Genomic DNA, 21,985 nt, shown 5'->3' with positions numbered 1-21,985 from the left:
GGGAAACTGGGCCCATGACTCCTACGACGGAGACCACGGTCGGTATCGGCGGCGCGGCGGAGAGCACCGACATGGTGCTCAACATCGGGCCCCAGCACCCGTCCACGCACGGTGTGCTGCGGCTCAGGCTCGTGCTGGACGGGGAGCGCATCGTGCGCGCCGAGCCGGTGATCGGCTACATGCACCGGGGCGCCGAGAAGCTCTTCGAGGCGCGCGACTACCGGCAGATCATCGTGCTCGCCAACCGCCACGACTGGCTGTCGGCGTTCTCGAACGAGCTGGGTGTCGTCCTCGCGGTGGAGCGGATGCTCGGCATGGAGGTCCCCGGGCGGGCGGTGTGGACGCGCACGCTGCTCGCCGAGCTGAACCGGGTGCTGAACCACCTGATGTTCCTCGGCTCCTACCCGCTGGAGCTGGGCGGGATCACGCCGGTGTTCTACGCGTTCCGGGAGCGCGAGGTGCTCCAGAACGTGATGGAGGAGGTCTCCGGCGGGCGCATGCACTACATGTTCAACCGCGTCGGCGGCCTCAAGGAGGACCTGCCGGCCGGCTGGACCGCACGCGCGCGTGAGGCCGTCGGCGCCGTGCGCTCGCGCATGGACGTCTTCGACGACCTGGTGCTCGGCAACGAGATCTTCCGGGGGCGCACCCGCGGGGTGGGCGTGCTGACCCCGGAGGCGGTGCACGCCTACGGCGTGAGCGGGCCCATCGCGCGCGCCTCGGGCGTCGACTTCGACCTGCGCCGCGACGAGCCGTACCTGGCCTACGGCGATCTCCAGGACACCCTGGAGGTCGTCACCCGGAGCGAGGGCGACTGCCTCGCCCGGTTCGAGGTCCTGCTGGCGCAGACCCACAACGCGCTGGACCTCGCCGACGCCTGCCTGGACCGGCTCGCCGAGCTCCCGCCCGGGCCGATCAACCAGCGGCTGCCGAAGGTGCTGAAGGCGCCCGAGGGGCACACGTACGCGTGGACCGAGAACCCGCTCGGCATCAACGGCTACTACCTGGTCAGCAAGGGCGACAAGACCCCGTACCGGCTGAAGCTGCGCTCGGCCTCGTACAACAACATCCAGGCGCTGACCGAACTGCTGCCGGGAACGCTGGTGGCGGACATGGTGGCGATCCTGGGGTCGATGTTCTTCGTGGTCGGCGACATCGACAAGTAGCGACAAGTGGTCGGCGACGTCGGCGAGCCGGGCTTCACCGCCCGGGCGCGTCCGGCGGGTCCGGCTCCAGGGGGTCCGGGATGCCGACCGGCTGGAGCAGCCAGCCGAAGTCGCCGAGGCCGCCCGGTGCCGTCAGCTCGGCTGCCTCACCGGCGCTCGCGAGGGCGCGCACATAGGCGGAGGGATCCGAGGAGGCGAGCGCGAGCGGGGGGCGTGCGCCGGTGATGTCGAGGGCGCGCAGAGCCGCGCGTTGCGTGAGCAGACGCGCGCTGGGAAGCTCCCGAGCCCTTGCGCGGGTCACCTGCGCCGTGTCAGGGGGCGTCTGCGCCGTGTGCAGGGGCGTCCGCACCGCGTCCGAGGGCGCCGGCGCCGTGCCGGAGGGCGTGTGCGCCGTACGGGCCGCCTCGGCGCACGCGTCCAGGGCCACATGGGCCGTGATGTCGCAGGAACCGTCCGGAACGGGTGCCGTCTCCCGGCCCTCGCGGAAGCCGGTGAGGGTGCCGAACGGGGGGCGCGCGTCCACCGTGTGCGCGTAGTCCACGGCCACCGCGAGCCCTCGCGCCACCCGGTCCACGGCCGACGCCCAGGCCCGGTCCCGGGGCAGCCCGATCTCCGCCCGCAGCCCCTGCTCGGCCGGCAGCGGCCACCAGCGCGCGAGCCAGTCGGCCGGCGCGCCCGTCACGGGCTCCCCGAGCCGCTCGGAGCCGTCCCGCGCGACGAGCACCAGCCGGGGCACGCCCGCGCAGTCCACCTCCACGACGTCCACGGGCACGTTGTCCAGCCACTCGTTGGCGAACAGCAGCCCGGTGACCGCGCCCGGGAGTTCGCTCAGCCAGGTGATCCGTTCGTCCAGGCCGGCCGGGCGGTCGGCGATCTCCACGGCGAACGCACGCACGCGTGCGGCCACATCGGCCGGCAGGGCGGCGAGCACCCCGCCGACCAGCTCCCCCCGTCCGGCGCCCATGTCGACGAAGTCCAGCACCGGGGGCCGCCCGAGCGCCGCGTCGACCCGGCACAGCAGCCGGGCCACGGCCCGCGCGAACAGTGGGGAGGCGTGCACCGACGTGCGGAAGTGGCCCGCCGGGCCCTCCGGGCGCCGGTAGAAACCGCCGGGCCCGTACAGGGCCGCCCCGGCCGCCGCGCGCCAGCCGCGCGGGGTGCTATCCGCGCCGTTCCGGCGGGAGTCCTCCGCCGTCGTCCCATCCGTCACCGCACCAGACTAGGCACACCGGTGATCACGGCATCCACCTTGGGGAGTACGCGCGCCGGGCGCGGATCGGTCCTTCGGTTGACCCCTGCACGCATCTGGTTTCCCTACTCTGGGTTACGTGCAGCGCCTCTATGACTTCCTCCGCCGCCACCCGACCTGGGTCGACTCCTTCTGGGCCGTCGTCCTGCTCGGGCTGTCCGCGCTGAGCGTGGTCAATCTGGACGGGGTGCGGGGCCACCACGGGACGATCCCCGGCGGGATGGCCGTGTCCGCCGTCCTGTGCGTGGTCGTGGCGCTGCGCCGCCGTTTCCCGGAGCCGATGCTGCTGCTCGCCCTCGTGACCGGGCTGGTGCAGCTGATCCTGGACATCGAGACGACCGTCGCCGACTTCGCCATGCTGGTGATCACCTACACGGTCGCGACGGTCGGCGCGCGCTGGGCCTCCAGACTGGCGCTCGCCGTCAGCCTCTGCGCGGCGAGCGTGGCCCAGATCCGCTGGCCGGCCGAGGACACCGGCTTCCTCGGACAGGCCGCCATAGCGGTCTTCCAGACGGTGCCCTTCGCCCTCGCCTGGGTCCTCGGCGACTCCATGCGCACCCGGCGGGCCTACTTCGCCCAGCTGGAGGAGCGCGCGGCCCGCCTGGAGAAGGAGCGCGAGGCGCAGGCGAAGGTCGCGGTCGCCGCCGAGCGCGCCCGGATCGCGCGCGAGCTGCACGACGTCGTCGCGCACAACGTGTCGGTGATGGTGGTGCAGGCCGACGGCGCCGCCTACGTCATGGACACCGCGCCCGACCAGGCGAAGAAGGCCCTGGAGACGATCTCCTCCACCGGCCGTCAGGCCCTGGCCGAGATGCGCCGCCTGCTGGGCGTGCTGCGCACCGGCGAGCACCAGGAGAGCGGGGAGTACGTCCCGCAGCCCGACGTCGAGCAGATCGACGACCTCATCGAGCAGTGCCGCAGCTCCGGCCTGCCGGTCGACTTCAAGGTGGAGGGCACCCCGCGGCCGCTGCCCAGCGGCGTGGAGCTGACCGCGTACCGGATCGTGCAGGAGGCGCTCACGAACACCCGCAAGCACGGCGGACCCGACGCGGGTGCGAGCGTCCGCCTGGTCTACTTCGACGACGGTCTCGGCCTGCTGGTCGAGGACGACGGCAAGGGCGCCCCGCACGAGCTGTACGAGGAGGGCGGCGCCGACGGGCAGGGCCACGGCCTGATCGGCATGCGGGAGCGTGTCGGCATGGTCGGCGGCACGCTGGACGCCGGCCCGCGCCCGGGCGGAGGATTCCGCATCAGCGCCCTGCTGCCGCTCAAACCGGCACACTGACCGCCCGATGATCCCGAACGGAAGAGGCCCGATGACGATCCGCGTGATGCTCGTCGACGACCAGGTGCTGCTGCGCACCGGGTTCCGGATGGTGCTCGCCGCCCAGCCGGACATGGAGGTCGTCGCGGAGGCGGGCGACGGCGTCGAAGCCCTCCAGGCGCTGCGGTCCACCGCCGTCGACGTCGTCCTCATGGACGTCCGGATGCCGAAGCTGGACGGTGTGGAGGCCACCCGGCGGATCTGCGCGGAGCCGGACGCGCCCAAGGTCCTCATCCTGACCACGTTCGACCTGGACGAGTACGCCTTCTCCGGGTTGAAGGCGGGCGCCTCCGGCTTCATGCTCAAGGACGTGCCGCCCGGTGATCTCCTCGCCGCCATCCGCGCCGTGTACAGCGGCGACGCGGTCGTGGCACCCTCCACCACCCGGCGTCTGCTGGACCGGTTCGCGCCGATGCTGCCCTCCGTCGGCAAGGGGCCCCAGCACAAGGAGCTGGAACGGCTCACCGAGCGGGAGCGCGAGGTCATGGTGCTGGTCGCGCAGGGCCTGTCCAACGGCGAGATAGCGGCCCGGCTGGTGCTGAGCGAGGCGACCGTGAAGACCCATGTGGGCCGCATCCTGACCAAGCTCGGTCTGCGCGACCGGGTGCAGGTGGTCGTGCTGGCGTACGAGACGGGGCTGGTGCGCGCCGGCGGCCACGGCTGACGGCGACGGCCCGGGCCTGCTTCCTCGGTGCGGGCCGCAGGGCCGAGCCCGCTTCCTCGGCGGGGGGCCGCACGGCCGGCCCCGTCTCCTCGGCGCGGGCCGCCGGCCCCGGGTCCCGCTGGCTCAGCGCAGGACGCCCTCGATGAAGTCGCTGCCCAGCCGGGCCACCGCGGACAGGACCAGCTGGTGCTGGACGTACCGGCCGCGGCGGCAGTCGGTGATCAGGCCCGCCTTCTTCAGCACCGTCAGGTGCCGGGATATCTCGGGCGCCGTCATGCCGTGCGCGTCGGCCAGTTCGCTCGTGGTGTGCGGGGCGCGCGCCAGGTGCCGGCACAGCCGCATCCGCACGGGGTGGGCCAGCGCCTCCAGCCGGCGCGTGAGCTGTTCCACGGAGGGCGCCTGCGGCCGGGGACCGCTCGCGGGGTAGGTGATCGAGGGCTGCCAGCCGTACCGGTTCAGAACCATCACGTGCGGCCAGCCGAGGCTGGTCGGCACCAGCACCAGGCCGCCGTCGCCGGTGGCGGTACGGCCCACCAGCAGCTTGTCGACCGTGACGAGCCCGGCCTCCTCGTCCAGCGAGACGGCACCGGACAGGGACGCGAGGGCCTCGCCGAGTCCTTTGCGGCGCAGCAACTCGGTCTTGTGGCGGGCGTCGGCGGCGAGCTGGGGCTGGATGCGGGCCCAGGTGTCGGCGAAGAAGGCGTCGTCACAGTCGAGCATCAGCTGGCGGAACCAGGCGCGCACGGCCGGCGGGTCGGTCAGCAGGCGGCGCGTGAACCGCTCCTGCACGGCGCCGCGGGCGGCGGCCAGTTCCAGGGAGCGGCGGCGCAGCTCCGGGTCGTCGAGCGGGCCGGGCTCCTGGACGTCGTAGCGGAGCTGGCAGGTGAACTCCAGGGCGGCGTTGACGAACTGGGCGTCCGTCAGCTTGTCCAGCTGGTCCAGCTCTTCGGCGAGCGTCGCGCCGGGAAGGCCGCGCCCGCCCGGGAGGCCCGCGAACGGGGCGAAGACGTCCGAGAACGTCGTGTGCCACAGGAAGTCCGCCTCGCACAGCCGGTCGGCCAGGCAGGGCTCCAGCCGGGAGGAGACGGCGGCCACCCAGCCCCGCAGCTCCGGGTGGTGCCCGGGCTCCCTCAGCGCGTGCAGCGCCATCCCCAGCTCCGCCAGCGGAGAGGGCACGACGGAGACCCTCTCCAGGGGCAGTCCGGTGATGTCGATGGTCACGCTCATGCCCCCCATGGTGCACCGGGCCACTGACAGTGCCCCCGTGGATTGACGGCAGCCGTCAATCCACGGGACATCCGCGCCGGTCAGGGGCAGCGTTGAGGACACCGGGGCAGCCGCGGAGCCCGATCAGTCACCGATCATCCACGTCCCGAGAAGGCGATCAGCCATGAGCATCACCCAGCAGTACCTCCTCGACAGCTACCGCGCCCGTCTGCACGGCGAGCCCGAGCCGCCCGCGCCGGGCCTCCGCGACCTCGGCCTCCTCCGCGAGCTGCGCGACCACCGGCGCTTCCGCGCGGTCGTCGCCGGACGCCCGGCCCGCGGGCGGCTCCGGCGCACCTTGACCCGCCGACTGCGCACCCTGGCCCGCCGACTGCGCCCCCGCGCCCTCTAGGCCCCGCCCGGCAGGCGGTCCACGAAGTCCCGTACGGCCGCGCGGACGTCGTCCGCCGTCCACTCCAGCCCCGCGGCCTGGACGCCGACCTCCGTGAACGCGAGGCCGGGGCCGCCGGCGTTCCAGACGTTCGCGAAGAGCATCACCGAGGTCTCCTCGGCCTGGCGGAGGGCCGCCTCGGCGGCCACCTCCGGCTCGTACGGCAGCCAGACCTGGAACTGGTGGGTGTGCGGCTCCTCCGGGTGGACGCGGGCCCAGGGCACCCCGGCCGCCGTGAAGCCCTCGCGCAGCGCGGCGGCCACCACGCGCGCGTGCCGTACGTACTCGGGCAGCCGGGGCACTTCGCGGTCCAGGCCGATGAGCGCGGACAGGACGGTCGGGAACTGCTGGAAGACCATGCCGCCGTACCGGTGCCGCCAGGTCTTCGCCTCCTCCACCAGCGTCCTCGGACCGGCGAGCGCGGCGCCGCCGAAGCCGCCGACGGACTTGTAGAACGACACGTAGACGCTGTCGGCGAGGCCGGCGATCTCCGCCAGGGGACGCCCGAAGTGCTCGGTGCACTCCCACAGGCGCGCGCCGTCGAAGTGCACCACCGCGTCGCGCTCCCGCGCCGCCTCGACGACGCCGGTCAGCTCCTCCCAGGTGGGCAGCACGAAGCCGGCGTCCCGCAGGGGCAGCTCCAGCATCAGCGCCCCGAAGGGCTCTTCGAGTTCTCGAATCTCGGCCGCCGTGGGCAGTCGGCGCTCCCCGCCCACCCTCACCGGACGCAACCCGCTGACCTGGCTGAACGCCTGCCGTTCATGCACCTCCGGGTGGGCCAGAGGGTGCAGCGCCACCGTCGGGTCGCCGGTGCGGGCCGCCCAGCAGCGCAGGGCCACCTGCTGGGCCATGGTGCCCGTGGGGAAGAACGCGGCGGCCTCGGTGCCGAGCAGCGCGGCCACCCGCTCCTCCAGGGCGGCCACGATCCGGTCGCCGTAGACGTCGCCGGGCTCGTCCAGGTCGTACACCTCGGCGCCGACCTCCTGGAGCAGCGCGAGCCGTTCGCGGATCGAGTCCCGGGCGGTCGCGTGCGCGAGAATGCGCCGCGCCCCCCGCTGGGCGGCCCTGCGCCGCTCCCGCGAGCGTTCCTCCGCCGACTGTTCGTCGTCCTGCTCAGCCACATCAGTCATGCCGTGGATGATGCCCCGCACGGCCCCCCGCGCGGCAGCCGGGGTTTCCGGCGAGGAAGGGCGGGAGGGGGACGTGGTGAAACCCACAGCCTGTGGACAACCGGCCGCCGCCCCACCCGATAGCGTTAACATGACGAGAAATCGTCCGGTACCCAGAGCGGACTGGAACGGGAAGGCCGCCGTCGCGTGAGTACAGTCCACCAACCAGACCTCAAGGACCGCCCCGCGCGGCTCACCGTCGGCGTCGTCGGCGCCGGTCGCGTGGGCCCCGCACTGGCCGCGTCCCTCCAGCTAGCCGGGCACCGCCCGGTGGCCGTCTCCGGAGTCTCCGACGCCTCCCGCAGGCGCGCCGAGGCCATGCTCCCGGACGTCCCGCTGGTGCCGCCCGCCGAGGTGCTCCAGCGCGCCGACCTGGTGCTGCTCACCGTCCCCGACGACGTCCTGCCCGGCCTGGTCGCCGGCCTCGCCGAGACCGGCGCGGTACGCCCCGGGCAACTGCTCGTGCACACCTCCGGCCGGTACGGCGCGAAGGTGCTCGACCCGGCCCTGCGCGCGGGCGCGCTGCCGCTGGCGCTGCACCCGGCGATGACCTTCACCGGCACGCCGGTCGACGTCCAGCGGCTCGCGGGCTGCTCCTTCGGCGTCACCGCGCCCGAGGAGCTGCGGCTGGCCGCCGAGGCGCTGGTGATCGAGATGGGCGGCGAACCGGAGTGGATCAGCGAGCAGAACCGCCCGCTGTACCACGCGGCCCTCGCGCTCGGCGCCAACCACCTGGTGACCCTGGTGGCCCAGTCCATGGAACTGCTGCGCACCGCCGGTGTGGCGGCGCCCGACCGGATGCTCGGCCCGCTGCTCGGGGCCGCCCTGGACAACGCCCTGCGCTCCGGCGACGCCGCCCTGACCGGCCCGGTCGCGCGCGGGGACGCCGGTACGGTCGCCGCGCACGTCACCGAGCTGCGCAGGCACGCCCCGCAGACCGTGGCGGGCTATCTGGCGATGGCCCGCGCGACCGCCGACCGCGCGCTCGCCCACGGCCTGCTGAAGCCCGAACTCGCCGAGGACCTCCTCGGGGTACTCGCCGAGGGCGGCCACGCGAGCCAGGAAGGCCACGCGAGCCAGGGAGGCGAGGGAACCGACGGCACGAACGGCTCCGACGGCACGAACGGTAGCGAGGGGAACGACCGATGAGCACCGCCCTGCTGAGCACCGCCGACGAGCTGCACGCGCGTGTGCGCCACGGCCGCCGCGCCGTCGTGATGACCATGGGCGCCCTGCACGAGGGCCACGCGACGCTCATCCGCGCCGCGCGGGAGGCCGCCGGCCCCGACGGCGAGGTCGTCGTCACGGTCTTCGTCAACCCGTTGCAGTTCGGCGCGGGCGAGGACCTGGACCGCTACCCGCGCACCCTGGACGCCGATCTCAAGCTCGCCGAGCAGGCGGGCGCGGACGCCGTGTTCGCGCCCTCCGTGTACGAGGTCTACCCGGGTGGCGAACCCCAGGTGCGCGTCTCCGCGGGCCCCATGGGCGAGCGCCTTGAGGGTGCCTCGCGGCCCGGACACTTCGACGGGATGCTCACCGTCGTCGCCAAGCTGCTGCACCTCACCCGCCCCGACGTCGCCCTGTTCGGCCAGAAGGACGCCCAGCAGCTGGCCCTGATCCGGCGCATGGTGCGGGACCTCGACTTCGGCGTCGAGATCGTCGCCGTACCGACCGTCCGCGAGGAGGACGGGCTCGCCCTGTCCAGCCGCAACCGCTACCTCTCACCGGACGAGCGCCGTACCGCCCTCGCGCTGTCCCGCGCGCTGTTCGCCGGCCGGGACCGGCACGCGGCACAGGAGGCACTGCGCGCACGGGCCCGGGAGGTGCCCTCCACGCACGCGCGTGCCGAGGCGCTGAGCGCCATAGGGGAGTCCCGCGCTGCGGCCGACGCGCACGCGGTGGCCACCGCCGCGCCCGGCGGCCCGGCGGCCGTCCGCGCCGCCGCCCGCCAGGTCCTGGACGAGGCCGCCCGCTTCGACCCGCCCCTCCGGCTGGACTACCTGGCGCTGGTCGACCCCGCCGACTTCACCGAGATCGGCGACGACTTCACCGGCGAGGCCGTCCTCGCCGTCGCCGCCCGGGTCGGCACGACCCGGCTGATCGACAATCTTCCTCTCACCTTCGGAGCCGCCTCGTGACCAGCACAGGCATACGACTGCACGCGCCCGCCCCCGGGTGGAGCATCTCCGCGGACGTGGTCGTCGTCGGCTCCGGCGTGGCCGGCCTGACCGCGGCGCTGCGCTGCGAGGCCGCCGGGCTCACCACGGTCGTCGTCACCAAGGCCCGCCTGGACGACGGCTCCACGCGCTGGGCGCAGGGCGGCATCGCCGCGGCCCTCGGCGAGGGCGACACCCCCGAGCAGCACCTGGAGGACACCCTGGTGGCCGGCGCGGGCCTGTGCGACGAGGAGGCGGTGCGCATCCTCGTCACCGAGGGCCCCGACGCGGTCCGGCGGCTGATCTCCACCGGTGCCCACTTCGACACCGACGACGGGGGCGACATCCACCTCACCCGCGAGGGCGGCCACCACCGGCGCCGGATCGCGCACGCGGGCGGCGACGCGACCGGCGCGGAGGTCTCCCGTGCGCTGGTGGAGGCCGTACGCGCGCGCGGACTGCGCACGATCGAGAACGCGCTGGTCCTGGACCTGCTGACGGACGCCGAGGGCCGTACGGCCGGGGTCACCCTGCATGTGATGGGCGAGGGTCAGCACGACGGCGTGGGCGCCGTGCACGCCCCCGCCGTGGTCCTCGCGACCGGCGGCATGGGACAGGTGTTCTCGGCGACCACCAACCCGTCCGTGTCGACCGGTGACGGCGTTGCGCTGGCGCTGCGCGCGGGTGCCGAGGTCAGCGACCTGGAGTTCGTGCAGTTCCACCCGACCGTGCTGTTCCTCGGGGCGGACGCCGAGGGTCAGCAGCCGCTGGTCTCCGAGGCGGTGCGCGGCGAGGGCGCCCACCTGGTCGACGGGGACGGCGTGCGCTTCATGGTGGGCCAGCACGAACTGGCCGAGCTGGCGCCCCGGGACATCGTCGCCAAGGGCATCACGCGGCGGATGCTGGAGCAGGGGGCCGAACACATGTACCTCGACGCCCGGCACTTCGGCGCCGCCATGTGGGAGAACCGCTTCCCGACCATCCTGGCCGCCTGCCGCGCCAACGGCATCGACCCGGTCACCGAGCCCATCCCGATCGCCCCGGCCGCCCACTACGCCTCCGGCGGCGTCCGTACCGACGCGCAGGGGCGCACCACGGTCCCGGGCCTGTACGCGTGCGGCGAGGTCGCCTGCACCGGCGTGCACGGCGCCAACCGGCTCGCCTCCAACTCCCTCCTCGAAGGTCTCGTCTACGCCGAGCGGATCGCCGCCGACATCGCGGCCGCCCGCGCGGCTGACGGCCTGCACGCGCGCGTGCCCGTACCGGTCCCGGACCCCGAGAAGCCGGCCCACCCGCTGCTCACCCCCGAGACCCGGTTCGCCATCCAGCGGACCATGACCGAGGGCGCGGGCGTGCTGCGCTCCGAGGAGTCCCTCGCCAGGGCCGCGGACCGGCTCCAGAAGCTGCATGCCGAGGCCCGGGACGCGCTGGAGGAGAACGGCAAGACCGCCGAGCCCGGCGTGGACACCTGGGAGGCCACGAACCTCCTGTGCGTGGCCCGGGCCCTGGTCGCCGCCGCCCGGCTGCGCGAGGAGACCCGCGGCTGCCACTGGCGCGAGGACCGCGCCGAGCGCGACGACGCGAACTGGCGGCGCCACATCGTCGTACGGCTCGATCCGGACCGGTCGCTGGCCGTACGCACCACCGACACCGCAGACTTCCCCCCTGTCCGGTAACACCAGCGCCCCAGGAGCAGTGACAGACGTGAGCACCGACGACCTTCCCCTCGCCTCGACCGGCGGCTGCGGCGACGGCTGCACCTGCGGCGCCGAGGGCGACGAGGAATACCTGGAGTGCGGGCTGGACCCCGCGCTCGCCGAACTGCTGGCCGCTGCCGGACTCGACCCGGTCGAGGTCGAGGACATCGCCAACGTCGCCATCCAGGAGGACCTGGGCGGCGGTGTGGACGTGACGACCGTGTCGACCATCCCCGAGGACGCGGTGGCCACCGCCGACTTCGCCGCGCGCGAGGCGGGCGTCGTGGCCGGCCTGCGGGTCGCCGAGGCCGTGCTCTCCGTGGTCTGCACGGACGAGTTCGAGGTCGAGCGGCACGTCGAGGACGGCGACCGGATCGAGGCCGGGCAGAAGCTGCTGTCGGTCACCACGCGCACGCGTGACCTGCTCACCGCCGAGCGCAGCGCGCTGAACATCCTCTGCCGGCTGTCCGGCATCGCGACCGCCACGCGCGCGTGGGCGGACGCGCTGGAGGGGACCAAGGCGCGCGTGCGGGACACCCGCAAGACCACGCCGGGCCTGCGCTCGCTGGAGAAGTTCGCCGTCCGCTGCGGCGGGGGCGTCAACCACCGCATGTCGCTGTCCGACGCCGCCCTGGTGAAGGACAACCACGTGGTCGCCGCCGGTGGCGTCGCGCAGGCCTTCAAGGCCGTACGGGAGGCCTTCCCGGACGTGCCGATCGAGGTCGAGGTCGACACGCTGCACCAGCTGCGCGAGGTCGTGGACGCGGGCGCCGACCTGATCCTGCTGGACAACTTCACCCCCGGCGAGTGCGAGGAGGCCGTCGGCATCGTCGGCGGGCGGGCGCTGCTGGAGGCCTCCGGGCGGCTGACCCTCGCCAACGCGCGCGCGTACGCGGAGACCGGAGTGGACTTCCTGGCCGTCGGCGCGCTGACCCACTCCTCGCCGATCCTGGACATCGGCCTGGACCTGCGCGAGGCGGAGTAACGGCCATGCTCCTCACGATCGACGTCGGCAACACGCACACCGTCCTCGGGCTGTTCGACGGTGAGGACATCGTCGAGCACTGGCGCATCTCCACGGACGCGCGCCGCACGGCGGACGAGCTGGCGGTGCTGCTCCAGGGCCTGATGGGCATGCACCCGCTGCTCGGCGAGGAGCTGGGCGACGGCATCGACGGCATCGCGATCTGCGCGACCGTCCCGTCGGTGCTGCACGAACTGCGCGAGGTCACCCGGCGGTACTACGGCGACGTACCCGCCGTCCTGGTCGAGCCGGGCGTGAAGACGGGCGTGCCGATCCTCACCGACAACCCCAAGGAGGTCGGCGCCGACCGGATCATCAACGCGGTCGCGGCCGTCGACCTGTACGGCGGTCCGGCGATCGTCGTGGACTTCGGTACGGCGACGACCTTCGACGCGGTCTCCGCGCGGGGGGAGTACGTCGGCGGGGTGATCGCGCCTGGCATCGAGATCTCCGTGGAGGCGCTCGGCGTCAAGGGGGCGCAGCTGCGGAAGATCGAGGTCGCCCGGCCGCGCAGCGTGATCGGGAAGAACACGGTCGAGGCGATGCAGGCGGGCATCGTGTACGGGTTCGCCGGGCAGGTCGACGGGGTCGTCGGCCGGATGGCCCGGGAGCTCGCCGACGACCCGGACGACGTGACGGTGATCGCCACGGGCGGTCTGGCGCCGATGGTGCTGGGCGAGTCCTCGGTGATCGACGAGCACCAGCCGTGGCTGACCCTGATAGGCCTCCGCCTGGTGTACGAGCGGAACGTGTCTCGCAGCTAGGGCCGTACGGACCGCTCCCGTCGGTGCGGAATTCATACAACCTTCTGGTGGTGTTCGGGGTCGTCGTAGCCGGCGCGGGGTTCTCCCGGCGTCCGATCCACCAGAAGGGGTTCGTATGAGATCGATTCCGGTTCGTTCCGGCAGCCGGTGGGCGCGGCTGGCCGCGGGCGCCGCAGCCGCGGCGACGGCCTTGACGGGCGTGTCGACCGGATCGGCGGCGGGGGCTTCGGCCCCTGCCGGCACCAACGTCGTGCTGGACAGCCCGACGACCGCGGACGCCTACCCCTATGCGTCCAGCGGCGGCTCGCTGTACGTCAATGTGCTCAACAAGGGGACGACGACGGTCGACTCCTACACGGTCACCCTCGACGCCACGTCACTCAAAGGCATCGCCGACGTGACGTCGTGCCCGGAGAAGGCGGACCACGTCCTGGTCTGCGAGAAAAACAAGTGGCCGCTCGTGCCTCGCGGGTCCGCCCCGTTCCAGGTCGATCTGCGGCGCGCCAAGGGGGCGCTGGTCGGGGCCTCGGGCGAGATCCGCATGACCGTCGAGTCGCACGGCGTTCAGCTCGCATCGCGGACGGTCAAGGTGACGATTCCCGACGTGGGCCTGGTCCTGGACCGGCTGGAGCGCACCCCAAGCAGCGGGGAGGTGAAGCCGGGAACCTCCATGAAGGTGACGAGCGGGTTCACGAACTATGGCGCCACGCCTCGCGACCACACGGTCGTCCTCATGAACTATCAGGGCCTGACGACCGACGAGGAGTTCAGCAACTGCGAGTACGGCACCTACGGCGATCACACGCATGGTGGCGGACAGGTCCGCTGCGAGGTCGAGGGCCAGGTCGACGTCAACGGGTCGTACGACCTGGACCTGGGTTCGGTGACGGCCGACACCGCCGTGCTTTACGGCTACCTCAGGGTTTCGTACGGGCACGAGTACCACTGGGGAAACGACCAGCCTCACCACCGCGGCACCGGCCGTGAACTGAGGATGACGCCGCGTCCGGCGTCGGCACCCCCGGGCAAGCCGCAGGACATCGAGGGAATCAACGAGTTCTCCGTCGACAGCACAGCGGACATCCAGGCCGTGGGGACCACCGTGCGGCAGAAGAAGGCCGGGGACCTGGTCAAGGCCACGGTCGGCGTGCGCAACGACGGTCCCGCCGGGATGAAGGCGTGGACCGGCAGCGAGCCGGGCGAGGACCCGCCGTACGAGACGCGCGTGTACATCCCGGCCGGGACGGAGGCGGTCACCACACCCGATCACTGCGTCAAGTTCACCAAGAACGGCGCCCTCGACTACTACCTCTGTCACCAGGAGACCGACGACTTCTGGATCGACCCCGGGCAGGCCACGAACTGGACGTTCGACCTCCGTGTGGTCGATCCGGCCGCGCTGAAGCCGGGCAAGGTCAAGGTGACGTCGCTGCCGGAAGATCCCGACACCCGCAACAACACCGCGGCGATCGTGGTCCGCACGCCGGGCGACGACTCGGGAACCGGTGGTACGGGCGGTGGCCCGGGCGGTTCGGCGGGTTCCGGTGGCACGTCCGGCGGTGGACCCGGTGGTGGATCGGGCACCGCTGGTGGATCCGGCACCGGATCCACCACGGCGACGAGCGGCGCCGGGCACGGGGCCATGGCCGGCACCGGCGCCGGTCCTGCGGTGACGCTGGCGGCGTGGGCGTCGGTACTGGCCCTGGCCCTCGGTGGGGCGCTGTTCTTCGGCCTCCGCCGCCGCGGGCAGCAGTGAGCCGCCGGGATCCGTGTCGGCACCACACGGCGCCATAAGAGTGACATTCATCCAATTCATCGCAATTGGTGCGTATCGTCGCCTTATGCCCACGCCATACGGATCCCGCGGCGGCATGGCGTTCGGCGTGGAGGAGCTGCGTGTGCTCCGCCGCGCCCTCGCCCTCGCCCTTCACCCCGGCCACGCCTCCGCCGAGGACGTGCAGGACTGTTTCCGGCTCGCCGAGTCGCTCGACGAGGCGGTGTGCGAGGGGGCCAGGCTGCGTGCCTTCCTGGTGGCCGACCTGGGCCGCTACCGGGCCGCCCTGCCGGGTACCGCCGCCGGCTACCTCACCCTTCTGGAGGAGGCGCTCGGCGCCGGGCACCGGCCGACGCCGGACGATCTCGCCGCGCTCCGGGCGCTGCGCGGGACCCCCGCGGCGGCGGCGCTGCTGGACCGCTGTCAGGAGCTGGCTGAACAGGACGTGCGGGCGCGGTTTGCGCAGGGCGGGCGGAAGGTGCCCGCGCCCGCCGTGCCGCCCGCGAGGACGCGTCTGCTGGCGCTCGCGGGCGGCGCGGGGGAGTCCGGGGCGCCGCAGGGCGAAGGCGAGGCCGACACGCCCTCCAGGCCCCCGCAGGAGCCGGGACAGAAGCCGGCGCCCGGTCCCGCGGAGCGCCCGGCCCCGGAACCGGCCGCTCCCAAGCGGCCCATCCCGACGCCCGGGGAGGTCTTCCCGCGCCGCAAGCCGACACCTCCGGCGGAGTCCGCGCCGCACCAGCTCGCCGCGGGTTAGGGACGCCCCGCCCCTTTCGGGCGTTCCGGCATGGCTACTCTGGAGCCATGGACTACGTCTCCGCGCTCGTGCCCCCGGTCGTCATGGCCGTGTTCTTCATCGGTGTGGTCAGGGTGATCGTGAAGACCCAGGGCGGGGCCGCCAAGGCCAAGGAGGACGCGGCCGTCGACGCCGCCCTCGCCCGCGCGGAGGGCGGCCGCAAGGCCTCCGCCGCCGGCGACGCCTGAGCGGACCACGGCGGAGCACACCAGATCACCGCAGGTCACGGCCCTTCGGTACGGTCTACGGGGCCGCCCGGCGGGTCCACCGGACCTCCCCGGCCGACGCTGGCCGTCCCCCGGCGTACGACTCCCGCGCCCCGGCGCCACACGAGTCGTACGCCCTTTTTGTTCCTGTTTGTAGTCCTAGCGCACGTCCGGCACGCCATTGCCGGGATCTCCCACTATTGTTCTGAGTTGTGCCTCGCCCATTGGGAGAACTCGAAGACGCGGTCATGACGCGGGTGTGGAAGTGGAACCGCCCGGTGACCGTTCGAGAAGTCCTGGAAGACCTCCAGCGGGAACGCTCCATCGCGTACACCACCGTGATGACCGTTTTGGACAATCTCCATCAGAAGGGCTGGGTGCGTCGCGAGGCCGAAGGGCGGGCCTATCGATATGAGGCCGTGTCGACACGAGCCGCGTACGCCGCCGCCCTCATGAACGACGCCTGGTCGCAGAGTGACAACCCGGCAGCCGCTCTCGTCGCCTTCTTCGGCATGATGAGCGAGGAACAGCGCCAGGCCCTCAGGGACGCCGTACGCATCGTCCAGGGGCCGGAAGAAACCCGGGAAGCCCCCGGAGCCCGCCAACAGGAACCCGCCGAAGCCCGGCAAGAGGAGAACCCCGGCGCGCCGGAGGGCACCGACGGGCGATAGCGTCCGCTCATGTCAGCAGAGCGTCCCGAAGTCCCCGCAAAAGCCATCACTGTCCGCCGGGCCCGGACCAGCGATGTCCCCGCCGTGCGCCACCTCCTCGACGCCTACGTCCGCGACCGCATCCTGCTCGACAAAGCCACGGTCACGCTTTACGAGGACATCCAGGAGTTCTGGGTCGCCGAACGCGACGACAACGCCGAGGTGGTCGGCTGCGGAGCGCTGCACGTCATGTGGGAGGACCTCGCGGAAGTCCGCACACTGGCGGTGAAGCCCGGCCTCAAGGGCGCCGGCGTCGGTCATCAGTTGCTGGAGAAGTTGCTCCAGACCGCGCGCTGGCTCGGCGTTCGACGCGTTTTCTGCCTGACCTTCGAAGTCGACTTCTTCGGGAAGCACGGCTTCGTGGAGATCGGGGAGACGCCGGTCGACACCGATGTGTACGCGGAGCTGTTGCGTTCCTATGACGAGGGCGTCGCGGAGTTCCTCGGTCTCGAACGAGTGAAGCCGAACACCTTGGGCAACAGCCGGATGCTTCTGCATCTGTGATCGTCATTGCCCCGGTGGCCTATGTCCGAAACGCGCATGTTTCCGGACGGGGGTGGTCCGCTGAGTCACTCCCGAGGGTTTGTGTTTTTCCGGCAAAAGCGGTTTGCTTTCCGACGTACTGCAGTACTGCATATAACAGGGGCGGCGAAACGGCGGACGCCGCACACCCCTGGCCCTCAACGTTATCGATGAAAGGAAATGCGGTGGCACAGAAGGTTCAGGTCCTTCTTGTCGACGACCTCGACGGCGGCGAGGCGGACGAGACCGTGACGTTCGCGCTGGACGGCAAGACGTACGAGATCGATCTCACGACTGCCAATGCGGACAAGCTGCGCACGCTTCTTGACCCCTATGTGAAGGGCGGGCGTCGCACCGGCGGCCGTTCCTCCGGCGGACGTGGAAAGGCGCGCGCCGCCACCGGCGGCAACCAGGACACCGCGGCGATCCGCGCCTGGGCGAAGGAGAACGGTTACGAGGTCAACGACCGCGGCCGGGTCCCCGCGTCCATCCGCGAGGCCTACGAGAAGGCCAACGGCTGATCCCGCCGGCCGGCGGGATGCCCGGCGCACGCGCGCCGCAGCCGGACCCGGTGACACTGGGCTGCCACCGTGTCCACCAGTCGCACGAGATCGGGGGCGCTCCCCTCGCGCCCCACGGGGGGCGACGCCGGCACGGCCGGCATGGCGGGCAGCGAGGCCCCGGCCTCACGTTCCGGACCGGGGGGCCGCAACCACACGGCGGCCCCCTGCGCGGACGGCTCGCGCGCAACCCCGGCCCGTACGGATTCAGGCCGTGCGGCGGCGGGGCCCGCGGGCGGCGGCGGGGCCTCCATCGTGCCGCCCGCCCCGAGGGCGCGTAGGTCCAGGGCCACCGCGCCCCACTCCAGCCAGGTCAGCAGACCGGGCAGCTCCTCCGCGCTGCCCGCGGCCACCAACAGCTGCATCCGGTCGCCCCGCAGGGCCACCGGGGAGTGCGGCGCGAGATGCCGGAGCGCCTTCGCGCCCGCCTCGGCCGGTACGTCCAGCACGTCGAACCGCACCCCCGTGCGCAGCCGCAGCGGCCCGCCGGGCACGGTCGGCCACCCCAGATCGTTCTCGTACCAGTGCCGGGCCCGGGCCTCCGGGCCGGCGGGGAGACCGGCCGCCGGGGCGCCCGGATCGACGGGGCGGCGGGGAAGGGGGACCGTGGAGGTCATGGGGACCGAGCCAACCATGCCAGGAGCAACCGCCGGACCCCCTTCGAGTTACGCTGTGTGGCCTGTCGGCTGCGCACAGTGCCGGAAGAGGGGGCGCGTGGGGGCCCGGGGAGGCGCAAGGTTGTTCGCCCATAGCGGAGGGAACCGGTGCGCGCCGCATGGAGTGTCAGTCCCTGCGGGTAAGACATGCCTAGTGGGAGGGGGCGACACGCAGGAAAGGCCGTCTCACGTTCGCCATCGGCGTACTGGCGACTGGGGTAACTGTCTGGCCTGCGGGAACATCGTCTCGCACCATCGGGTTGGAGCAGATGTCGGCGTCACGGGTCAGGAGGCCATCGACGGTGTCGGCAGTTGGAATGAGCGGTCCCCGCTTGCGGGACTAAGCTGCGGAAGGACAGGGAGGGGAAGTTCCCCCCACTGCCTGACCGCTCTGAGGAGCGATTAACGATGTTCGAGAGGTTCACCGACCGCGCGCGGCGGGTTGTCGTCCTGGCTCAGGAAGAAGCCCGGATGCTCAACCACAACTACATCGGCACCGAGCACATCCTCCTGGGTCTCATCCACGAGGGCGAAGGTGTCGCCGCTAAGGCCCTGGAGAGCCTCGGCATTTCGCTTGAGGCGGTCCGCCAGCAGGTGGAGGAGATCATCGGTCAGGGCCAGCAGGCCCCGTCCGGGCACATCCCCTTCACCCCCCGTGCCAAGAAGGTCCTGGAGCTGTCGCTCCGCGAGGCCCTTCAGCTGGGCCACAACTACATCGGCACGGAGCACATCCTGCTCGGCCTGATCCGCGAGGGCGAGGGCGTCGCCGCCCAGGTCCTGGTCAAGCTGGGCGCAGACCTCAACCGGGTGCGGCAGCAGGTCATCCAGCTGCTCTCCGGCTACCAGGGCAAGGAGACCGCCGCCGCGGGCGGCCCGGCCGAGGGCACCCCCTCGACCTCTCTCGTCCTGGACCAGTTCGGCCGGAACCTCACCCAGGCCGCTCGTGAGTCCAAGCTCGACCCGGTCATCGGGCGCGAGAAGGAGATCGAGCGGGTCATGCAGGTGCTGTCCCGCCGTACCAAGAACAACCCGGTCCTGATCGGTGAGCCCGGCGTCGGCAAGACCGCCGTCGTCGAGGGCCTCGCCCAGGCCATCGTCAAGGGCGAGGTGCCCGAGACGCTCAAGGACAAGCACCTCTACACGCTGGACCTCGGCGCCCTGGTCGCCGGCTCCCGCTACCGCGGTGACTTCGAGGAGCGCCTCAAGAAGGTGCTCAAGGAGATCCGCACCCGCGGCGACATCATCCTGTTCATCGACGAGCTGCACACGCTGGTCGGTGCGGGTGCCGCCGAGGGCGCCATCGACGCCGCCTCCATCCTGAAGCCGATGCTGGCCCGCGGTGAGCTGCAGACCATCGGTGCGACCACCCTGGACGAGTACCGCAAGCACCTGGAGAAGGACGCGGCCCTGGAGCGCCGCTTCCAGCCCATCCAGGTCGCCGAGCCGTCCCTGCCGCACACGATCGAGATCCTCAAGGGCCTGCGCGACCGGTACGAGGCGCACCACCGCGTCTCCATCACGGACGAGGCCCTGGTCCAGGCGGCGACGCTGGCCGACCGGTACATCTCGGACCGCTTCCTGCCGGACAAGGCGATCGACCTGATCGACGAGGCCGGTTCCCGGATGCGCATCCGCCGGATGACCGCTCCGCCGGACCTGCGCGAGTTCGACGAGAAGATCGCCGCCGTCCGCCGGGACAAGGAGTCCGCGATCGACTCGCAGGACTTCGAGAAGGCCGCGTCCCTGCGCGACAAGGAGAAGCAGCTCCTGGCCGCCAAGGCGAAGCGGGAGAAGGAGTGGAAGGCCGGCGACATGGACGTCGTCGCCGAGGTCGACGGCGAGCTCATCGCCGAGGTCCTCGCCACGGCCACCGGCATCCCGGTCTTCAAGCTCACGGAGGAGGAGTCCTCCCGCCTGCTCCGCATGGAGGAGGAGCTCCACAAGCGGGTCATCGGCCAGAACGACGCCGTCAAGGCGCTGTCGAAGGCGATCCGTCGTACGCGTGCGGGCCTGAAGGACCCGAAGCGTCCGGGTGGTTCGTTCATCTTCGCCGGCCCGTCCGGTGTCGGTAAGACCGAGCTGTCCAAGGCGCTCGCCGAGTTCCTCTTCGGTGACGAGGACGCGCTGATCTCCCTCGACATGTCGGAGTTCAGCGAGAAGCACACGGTATCGCGTCTCTTCGGTTCGCCCCCCGGATACGTGGGCTACGAGGAGGGCGGCCAGCTGACGGAGAAGGTGCGCCGCAAGCCGTTCTCGGTCGTCCTCTTCGACGAGGTCGAGAAGGCCCACCCGGACATCTTCAACTCGCTGCTGCAGATCCTGGAGGACGGTCGCCTGACCGACTCCCAGGGCCGGGTCGTGGACTTCAAGAACACGGTCATCATCATGACGACCAACCTCGGCACCCGGGACATCTCCAAGGGCTTCAACCTGGGCTTCGCCGCCGCGGGTGACACGAAGACCAACTACGAACGCATGAAGAACAAGGTGTCGGACGAGCTCAAGCAGCACTTCCGCCCCGAGTTCCTCAACCGCGTCGACGACGTGGTCGTCTTCCCGCAGCTGACGCAGGAGGACATCCTGCGGATCGTCGACCTGATGATCAGCAAGGTGGACGAGCGCCTGAAGGACCGGGACATGGGCATCGAGCTCTCCCAGTCCGCGAAGGAACTGCTGTCCAAGAAGGGTTACGACCCGGTGCTGGGCGCCCGGCCGCTGCGCCGCACGATCCAGCGCGAGATCGAGGACACGCTCTCGGAGAAGATCCTCTTCGGCGAGCTGCGCCCCGGTCACATCGTGGTCGTGGACACCGAGGGCGAGGGCGACGCCGCCACCTTCACCTTCCGGGGTGAGGAGAAGTCGGCACTGCCGGACGTCCCGCCGATCGAGCAGGCCGCGGGTGGGGCTGGGCCCAACCTGAGCAAGGAGTAAGCGTCAGCCTCCGGCGGTTCAGCCGGACAGAGGGGCCGGTGCCTTCGGGCACCGGCCCCTTCGGCGTTCCCCGGCCCGGTTCCGCACTGATGACGCGGTCCGTGCCGGGCGCGTTCGGTCCTACGACAGCTGTCCGTCGTAGTCCGGCAGTTTGAAGGTCTTCTCGGCGTGACCGCCGGACAGGTCCGTGGCGCTGTTGCCGATGTTCGCGATGATCGTGTAGCCGTCGTTCTCGATGTCGACGCGCTGGGCGGTCTTGTAGGCGGCGACGTCCTTGAAGAGGTCGACCAGGCCGCGGACGCGGAGGCCGGAGACGTCGTAGCCGTCGTGTTCGAGGTTGTACTCGGTGGGCCAGTACAGGACGCCGGGGCGGGCGGTGACGAAGAAGAGGGAGACGCCGTGCTCCTGGGCGTAGCGGGCGACGTCCAGGACGGGCCGGTTGGCCGGCTGGGGGTAGCTGAAGCCGAAGTCGGTCTCCAGCGTGGTGTTGTCGACGTCGAAGACGATCGCCTGCTTCTCGCCGGGCCTGGCGGCGGCGATCCGCTCCTTCAGGTACGGGAGGGCCTGGTCCATGACCGCCTGGCAGTCCTTCTGCCAGGTGGCGTGGTCGACCTTGGCGGCGGAGGTGCTCGCGGTCGCGGCCCCGGCCGGGGCGGCCGTCGCCACCGGGGCGGCCAGCGCGGCCAGGGCGGCCACGGAGACGGTGGTCACGGAGATGCGGCGTGCCCAGGGGCGTCTGGTCATCGGTGGGGGTCCTCTCGCGTCTCTGAATGTCAGGGGCATGATCTGAGGCGAGGATGGCGCGAGGGGAACCGTAGGGTTACTGGAGGGTAGGCGCCTAGAGGTCTGCGTCACATTTCTGCATTCATCGACCGGGGGTGCCGGTGATATGCGGCACAGGCGAAATGTCCGGTACTAGCCGGGATAGTGGGATGCGCCAGATAGGCAAAACGGACAAAAAGG

At 71.9% G+C, this 21,985-nt stretch carries 21 protein-coding genes; 16 read left to right on the top strand and 5 right to left on the bottom strand.

Features of this window, described 5'->3' with window-relative positions; genetic code table 11:
• Positions 1-14 precede the first annotated feature (14 nt).
• Positions 15-1,166, top strand: a complete 1,152-nt coding sequence (locus C3492_RS39010) for an NADH-quinone oxidoreductase subunit D (RefSeq protein ID WP_103817349.1) — start codon at positions 15-17, stop codon at positions 1,164-1,166.
• A gap of 34 nt (positions 1,167-1,200) precedes the next feature.
• Here the strand turns inward: C3492_RS39010 and C3492_RS39005 are convergent, their stop codons facing one another.
• The gene (locus C3492_RS39005; protein ID WP_181140774.1) at positions 1,201-2,376 is read right to left on the bottom strand and encodes an SAM-dependent methyltransferase; all 1,176 of its coding nucleotides are present in this window, start codon (positions 2,374-2,376) and stop codon (positions 1,201-1,203) included.
• Between the two features lie 118 nt (positions 2,377-2,494).
• Between C3492_RS39005 and C3492_RS39000 the strand changes: the two genes are divergently transcribed.
• Both C3492_RS39000 and C3492_RS38995 read left to right on the top strand, forming a co-directional pair.
• Entirely contained in the window at positions 2,495-3,700 is a 1,206-nt protein-coding gene (locus C3492_RS39000; RefSeq protein WP_103817348.1) for a sensor histidine kinase, read from the top strand.
• A gap of 31 nt (positions 3,701-3,731) precedes the next feature.
• Positions 3,732-4,403, top strand: coding sequence for a response regulator transcription factor (locus C3492_RS38995; protein WP_103817347.1), 672 nt, complete (start codon positions 3,732-3,734; stop codon positions 4,401-4,403).
• Positions 4,404-4,526: 123 nt separating this feature from the next.
• On the opposite strand, the gene C3492_RS38990 is transcribed toward C3492_RS38995, so the two are convergent.
• On the bottom strand, positions 4,527-5,630 hold the full coding sequence (locus C3492_RS38990; RefSeq protein ID WP_103817346.1) for a DUF5937 family protein: 1,104 nt from the start codon (positions 5,628-5,630) through the stop codon (positions 4,527-4,529).
• Positions 5,631-5,793: 163 nt separating this feature from the next.
• Between C3492_RS38990 and C3492_RS38985 the strand changes: the two genes are divergently transcribed.
• A complete protein-coding gene (locus C3492_RS38985; RefSeq protein WP_103817345.1) occupies positions 5,794-6,021 on the top strand; it encodes a hypothetical protein in 228 nt (75 codons plus the stop codon).
• On the opposite strand, the gene C3492_RS38980 is transcribed toward C3492_RS38985, so the two are convergent.
• A complete protein-coding gene (locus C3492_RS38980) occupies positions 6,018-7,190 on the bottom strand; it encodes a low specificity L-threonine aldolase (RefSeq protein ID WP_181140773.1) in 1,173 nt (390 codons plus the stop codon). The two genes, C3492_RS38985 and C3492_RS38980, sit on opposite strands and share 4 nt — an antisense overlap.
• Positions 7,191-7,376: 186 nt before the next feature.
• Between C3492_RS38980 and C3492_RS38975 the strand changes: the two genes are divergently transcribed.
• From C3492_RS38975 to C3492_RS38925, 11 genes are all read left to right on the top strand, one after another.
• The gene (locus C3492_RS38975) at positions 7,377-8,378 is read left to right on the top strand and encodes a Rossmann-like and DUF2520 domain-containing protein (protein ID WP_103817343.1); all 1,002 of its coding nucleotides are present in this window, start codon (positions 7,377-7,379) and stop codon (positions 8,376-8,378) included.
• Complete coding sequence (panC, locus tag C3492_RS38970; protein WP_103817342.1) at positions 8,375-9,367, top strand: pantoate--beta-alanine ligase; 993 nt, start codon at positions 8,375-8,377, stop codon at positions 9,365-9,367. The genes C3492_RS38975 and panC overlap by 4 nt, the downstream gene beginning before the upstream one ends.
• Complete coding sequence (locus C3492_RS38965) at positions 9,364-11,061, top strand: L-aspartate oxidase (protein WP_103817341.1); 1,698 nt, start codon at positions 9,364-9,366, stop codon at positions 11,059-11,061. Before panC ends, C3492_RS38965 begins: the two co-directional genes overlap by 4 nt.
• A gap of 28 nt (positions 11,062-11,089) precedes the next feature.
• Positions 11,090-12,067 (top strand): carboxylating nicotinate-nucleotide diphosphorylase, encoded by a 978-nt coding sequence (gene nadC / locus C3492_RS38960; RefSeq protein WP_103817340.1) that lies wholly within the window; start codon positions 11,090-11,092, stop codon positions 12,065-12,067.
• 5 nt (positions 12,068-12,072) lie between these two features.
• Positions 12,073-12,870, top strand: coding sequence for a type III pantothenate kinase (locus tag C3492_RS38955; protein WP_103817339.1), 798 nt, complete (start codon positions 12,073-12,075; stop codon positions 12,868-12,870).
• A 115-nt stretch (positions 12,871-12,985) separates the two neighbouring features.
• The gene (locus C3492_RS38950; RefSeq protein WP_146075781.1) at positions 12,986-14,626 is read left to right on the top strand and encodes a hypothetical protein; all 1,641 of its coding nucleotides are present in this window, start codon (positions 12,986-12,988) and stop codon (positions 14,624-14,626) included.
• 115 nt (positions 14,627-14,741) lie between these two features.
• Positions 14,742-15,398 carry a hypothetical protein gene (locus tag C3492_RS38945; RefSeq protein WP_103817337.1) on the top strand — a complete coding sequence of 219 codons (657 nt, stop codon included), beginning with the start codon at positions 14,742-14,744 and terminating at the stop codon, positions 15,396-15,398.
• Between the two features lie 47 nt (positions 15,399-15,445).
• The gene (locus tag C3492_RS38940) at positions 15,446-15,625 is read left to right on the top strand and encodes a hypothetical protein (protein WP_103817336.1); all 180 of its coding nucleotides are present in this window, start codon (positions 15,446-15,448) and stop codon (positions 15,623-15,625) included.
• A gap of 230 nt (positions 15,626-15,855) precedes the next feature.
• The gene (locus C3492_RS38935; RefSeq protein WP_258056166.1) at positions 15,856-16,314 is read left to right on the top strand and encodes a BlaI/MecI/CopY family transcriptional regulator; all 459 of its coding nucleotides are present in this window, start codon (positions 15,856-15,858) and stop codon (positions 16,312-16,314) included.
• Positions 16,315-16,323: 9 nt separating this feature from the next.
• Positions 16,324-16,857, top strand: coding sequence for an amino-acid N-acetyltransferase (locus C3492_RS38930; protein WP_103817334.1), 534 nt, complete (start codon positions 16,324-16,326; stop codon positions 16,855-16,857).
• Positions 16,858-17,060: 203 nt separating this feature from the next.
• Positions 17,061-17,396, top strand: a complete 336-nt coding sequence (locus C3492_RS38925; protein ID WP_103817333.1) for an Lsr2 family protein — start codon at positions 17,061-17,063, stop codon at positions 17,394-17,396.
• Here the strand turns inward: C3492_RS38925 and C3492_RS38920 are convergent.
• Positions 17,375-18,052 (bottom strand): SCO3374 family protein, encoded by a 678-nt coding sequence (locus C3492_RS38920; protein ID WP_181140772.1) that lies wholly within the window; start codon positions 18,050-18,052, stop codon positions 17,375-17,377. The genes C3492_RS38925 and C3492_RS38920 overlap by 22 nt on opposite strands.
• 447 nt (positions 18,053-18,499) lie before the next feature.
• Here C3492_RS38920 and C3492_RS38910 point away from each other — a divergent pair, with 447 nt between their 5' ends.
• Positions 18,500-21,022 (top strand): ATP-dependent Clp protease ATP-binding subunit, encoded by a 2,523-nt coding sequence (locus C3492_RS38910; RefSeq protein ID WP_014674145.1) that lies wholly within the window; start codon positions 18,500-18,502, stop codon positions 21,020-21,022.
• A gap of 120 nt (positions 21,023-21,142) precedes the next feature.
• On the opposite strand, the gene C3492_RS38905 is transcribed toward C3492_RS38910, so the two are convergent.
• A complete protein-coding gene (locus tag C3492_RS38905) occupies positions 21,143-21,766 on the bottom strand; it encodes an HAD family acid phosphatase (protein WP_103817332.1) in 624 nt (207 codons plus the stop codon).
• Between the last annotated feature and the right edge of the window lie 219 nt (positions 21,767-21,985).

Source organism: Streptomyces sp. Ru62, from assembly GCF_002920615.1.
Classification (GTDB): domain Bacteria; phylum Actinomycetota; class Actinomycetes; order Streptomycetales; family Streptomycetaceae; genus Streptomyces.
Note: the sequence above shows the minus strand (reverse complement) of the source record. Positions and strands in the feature narration are given on the sequence as shown.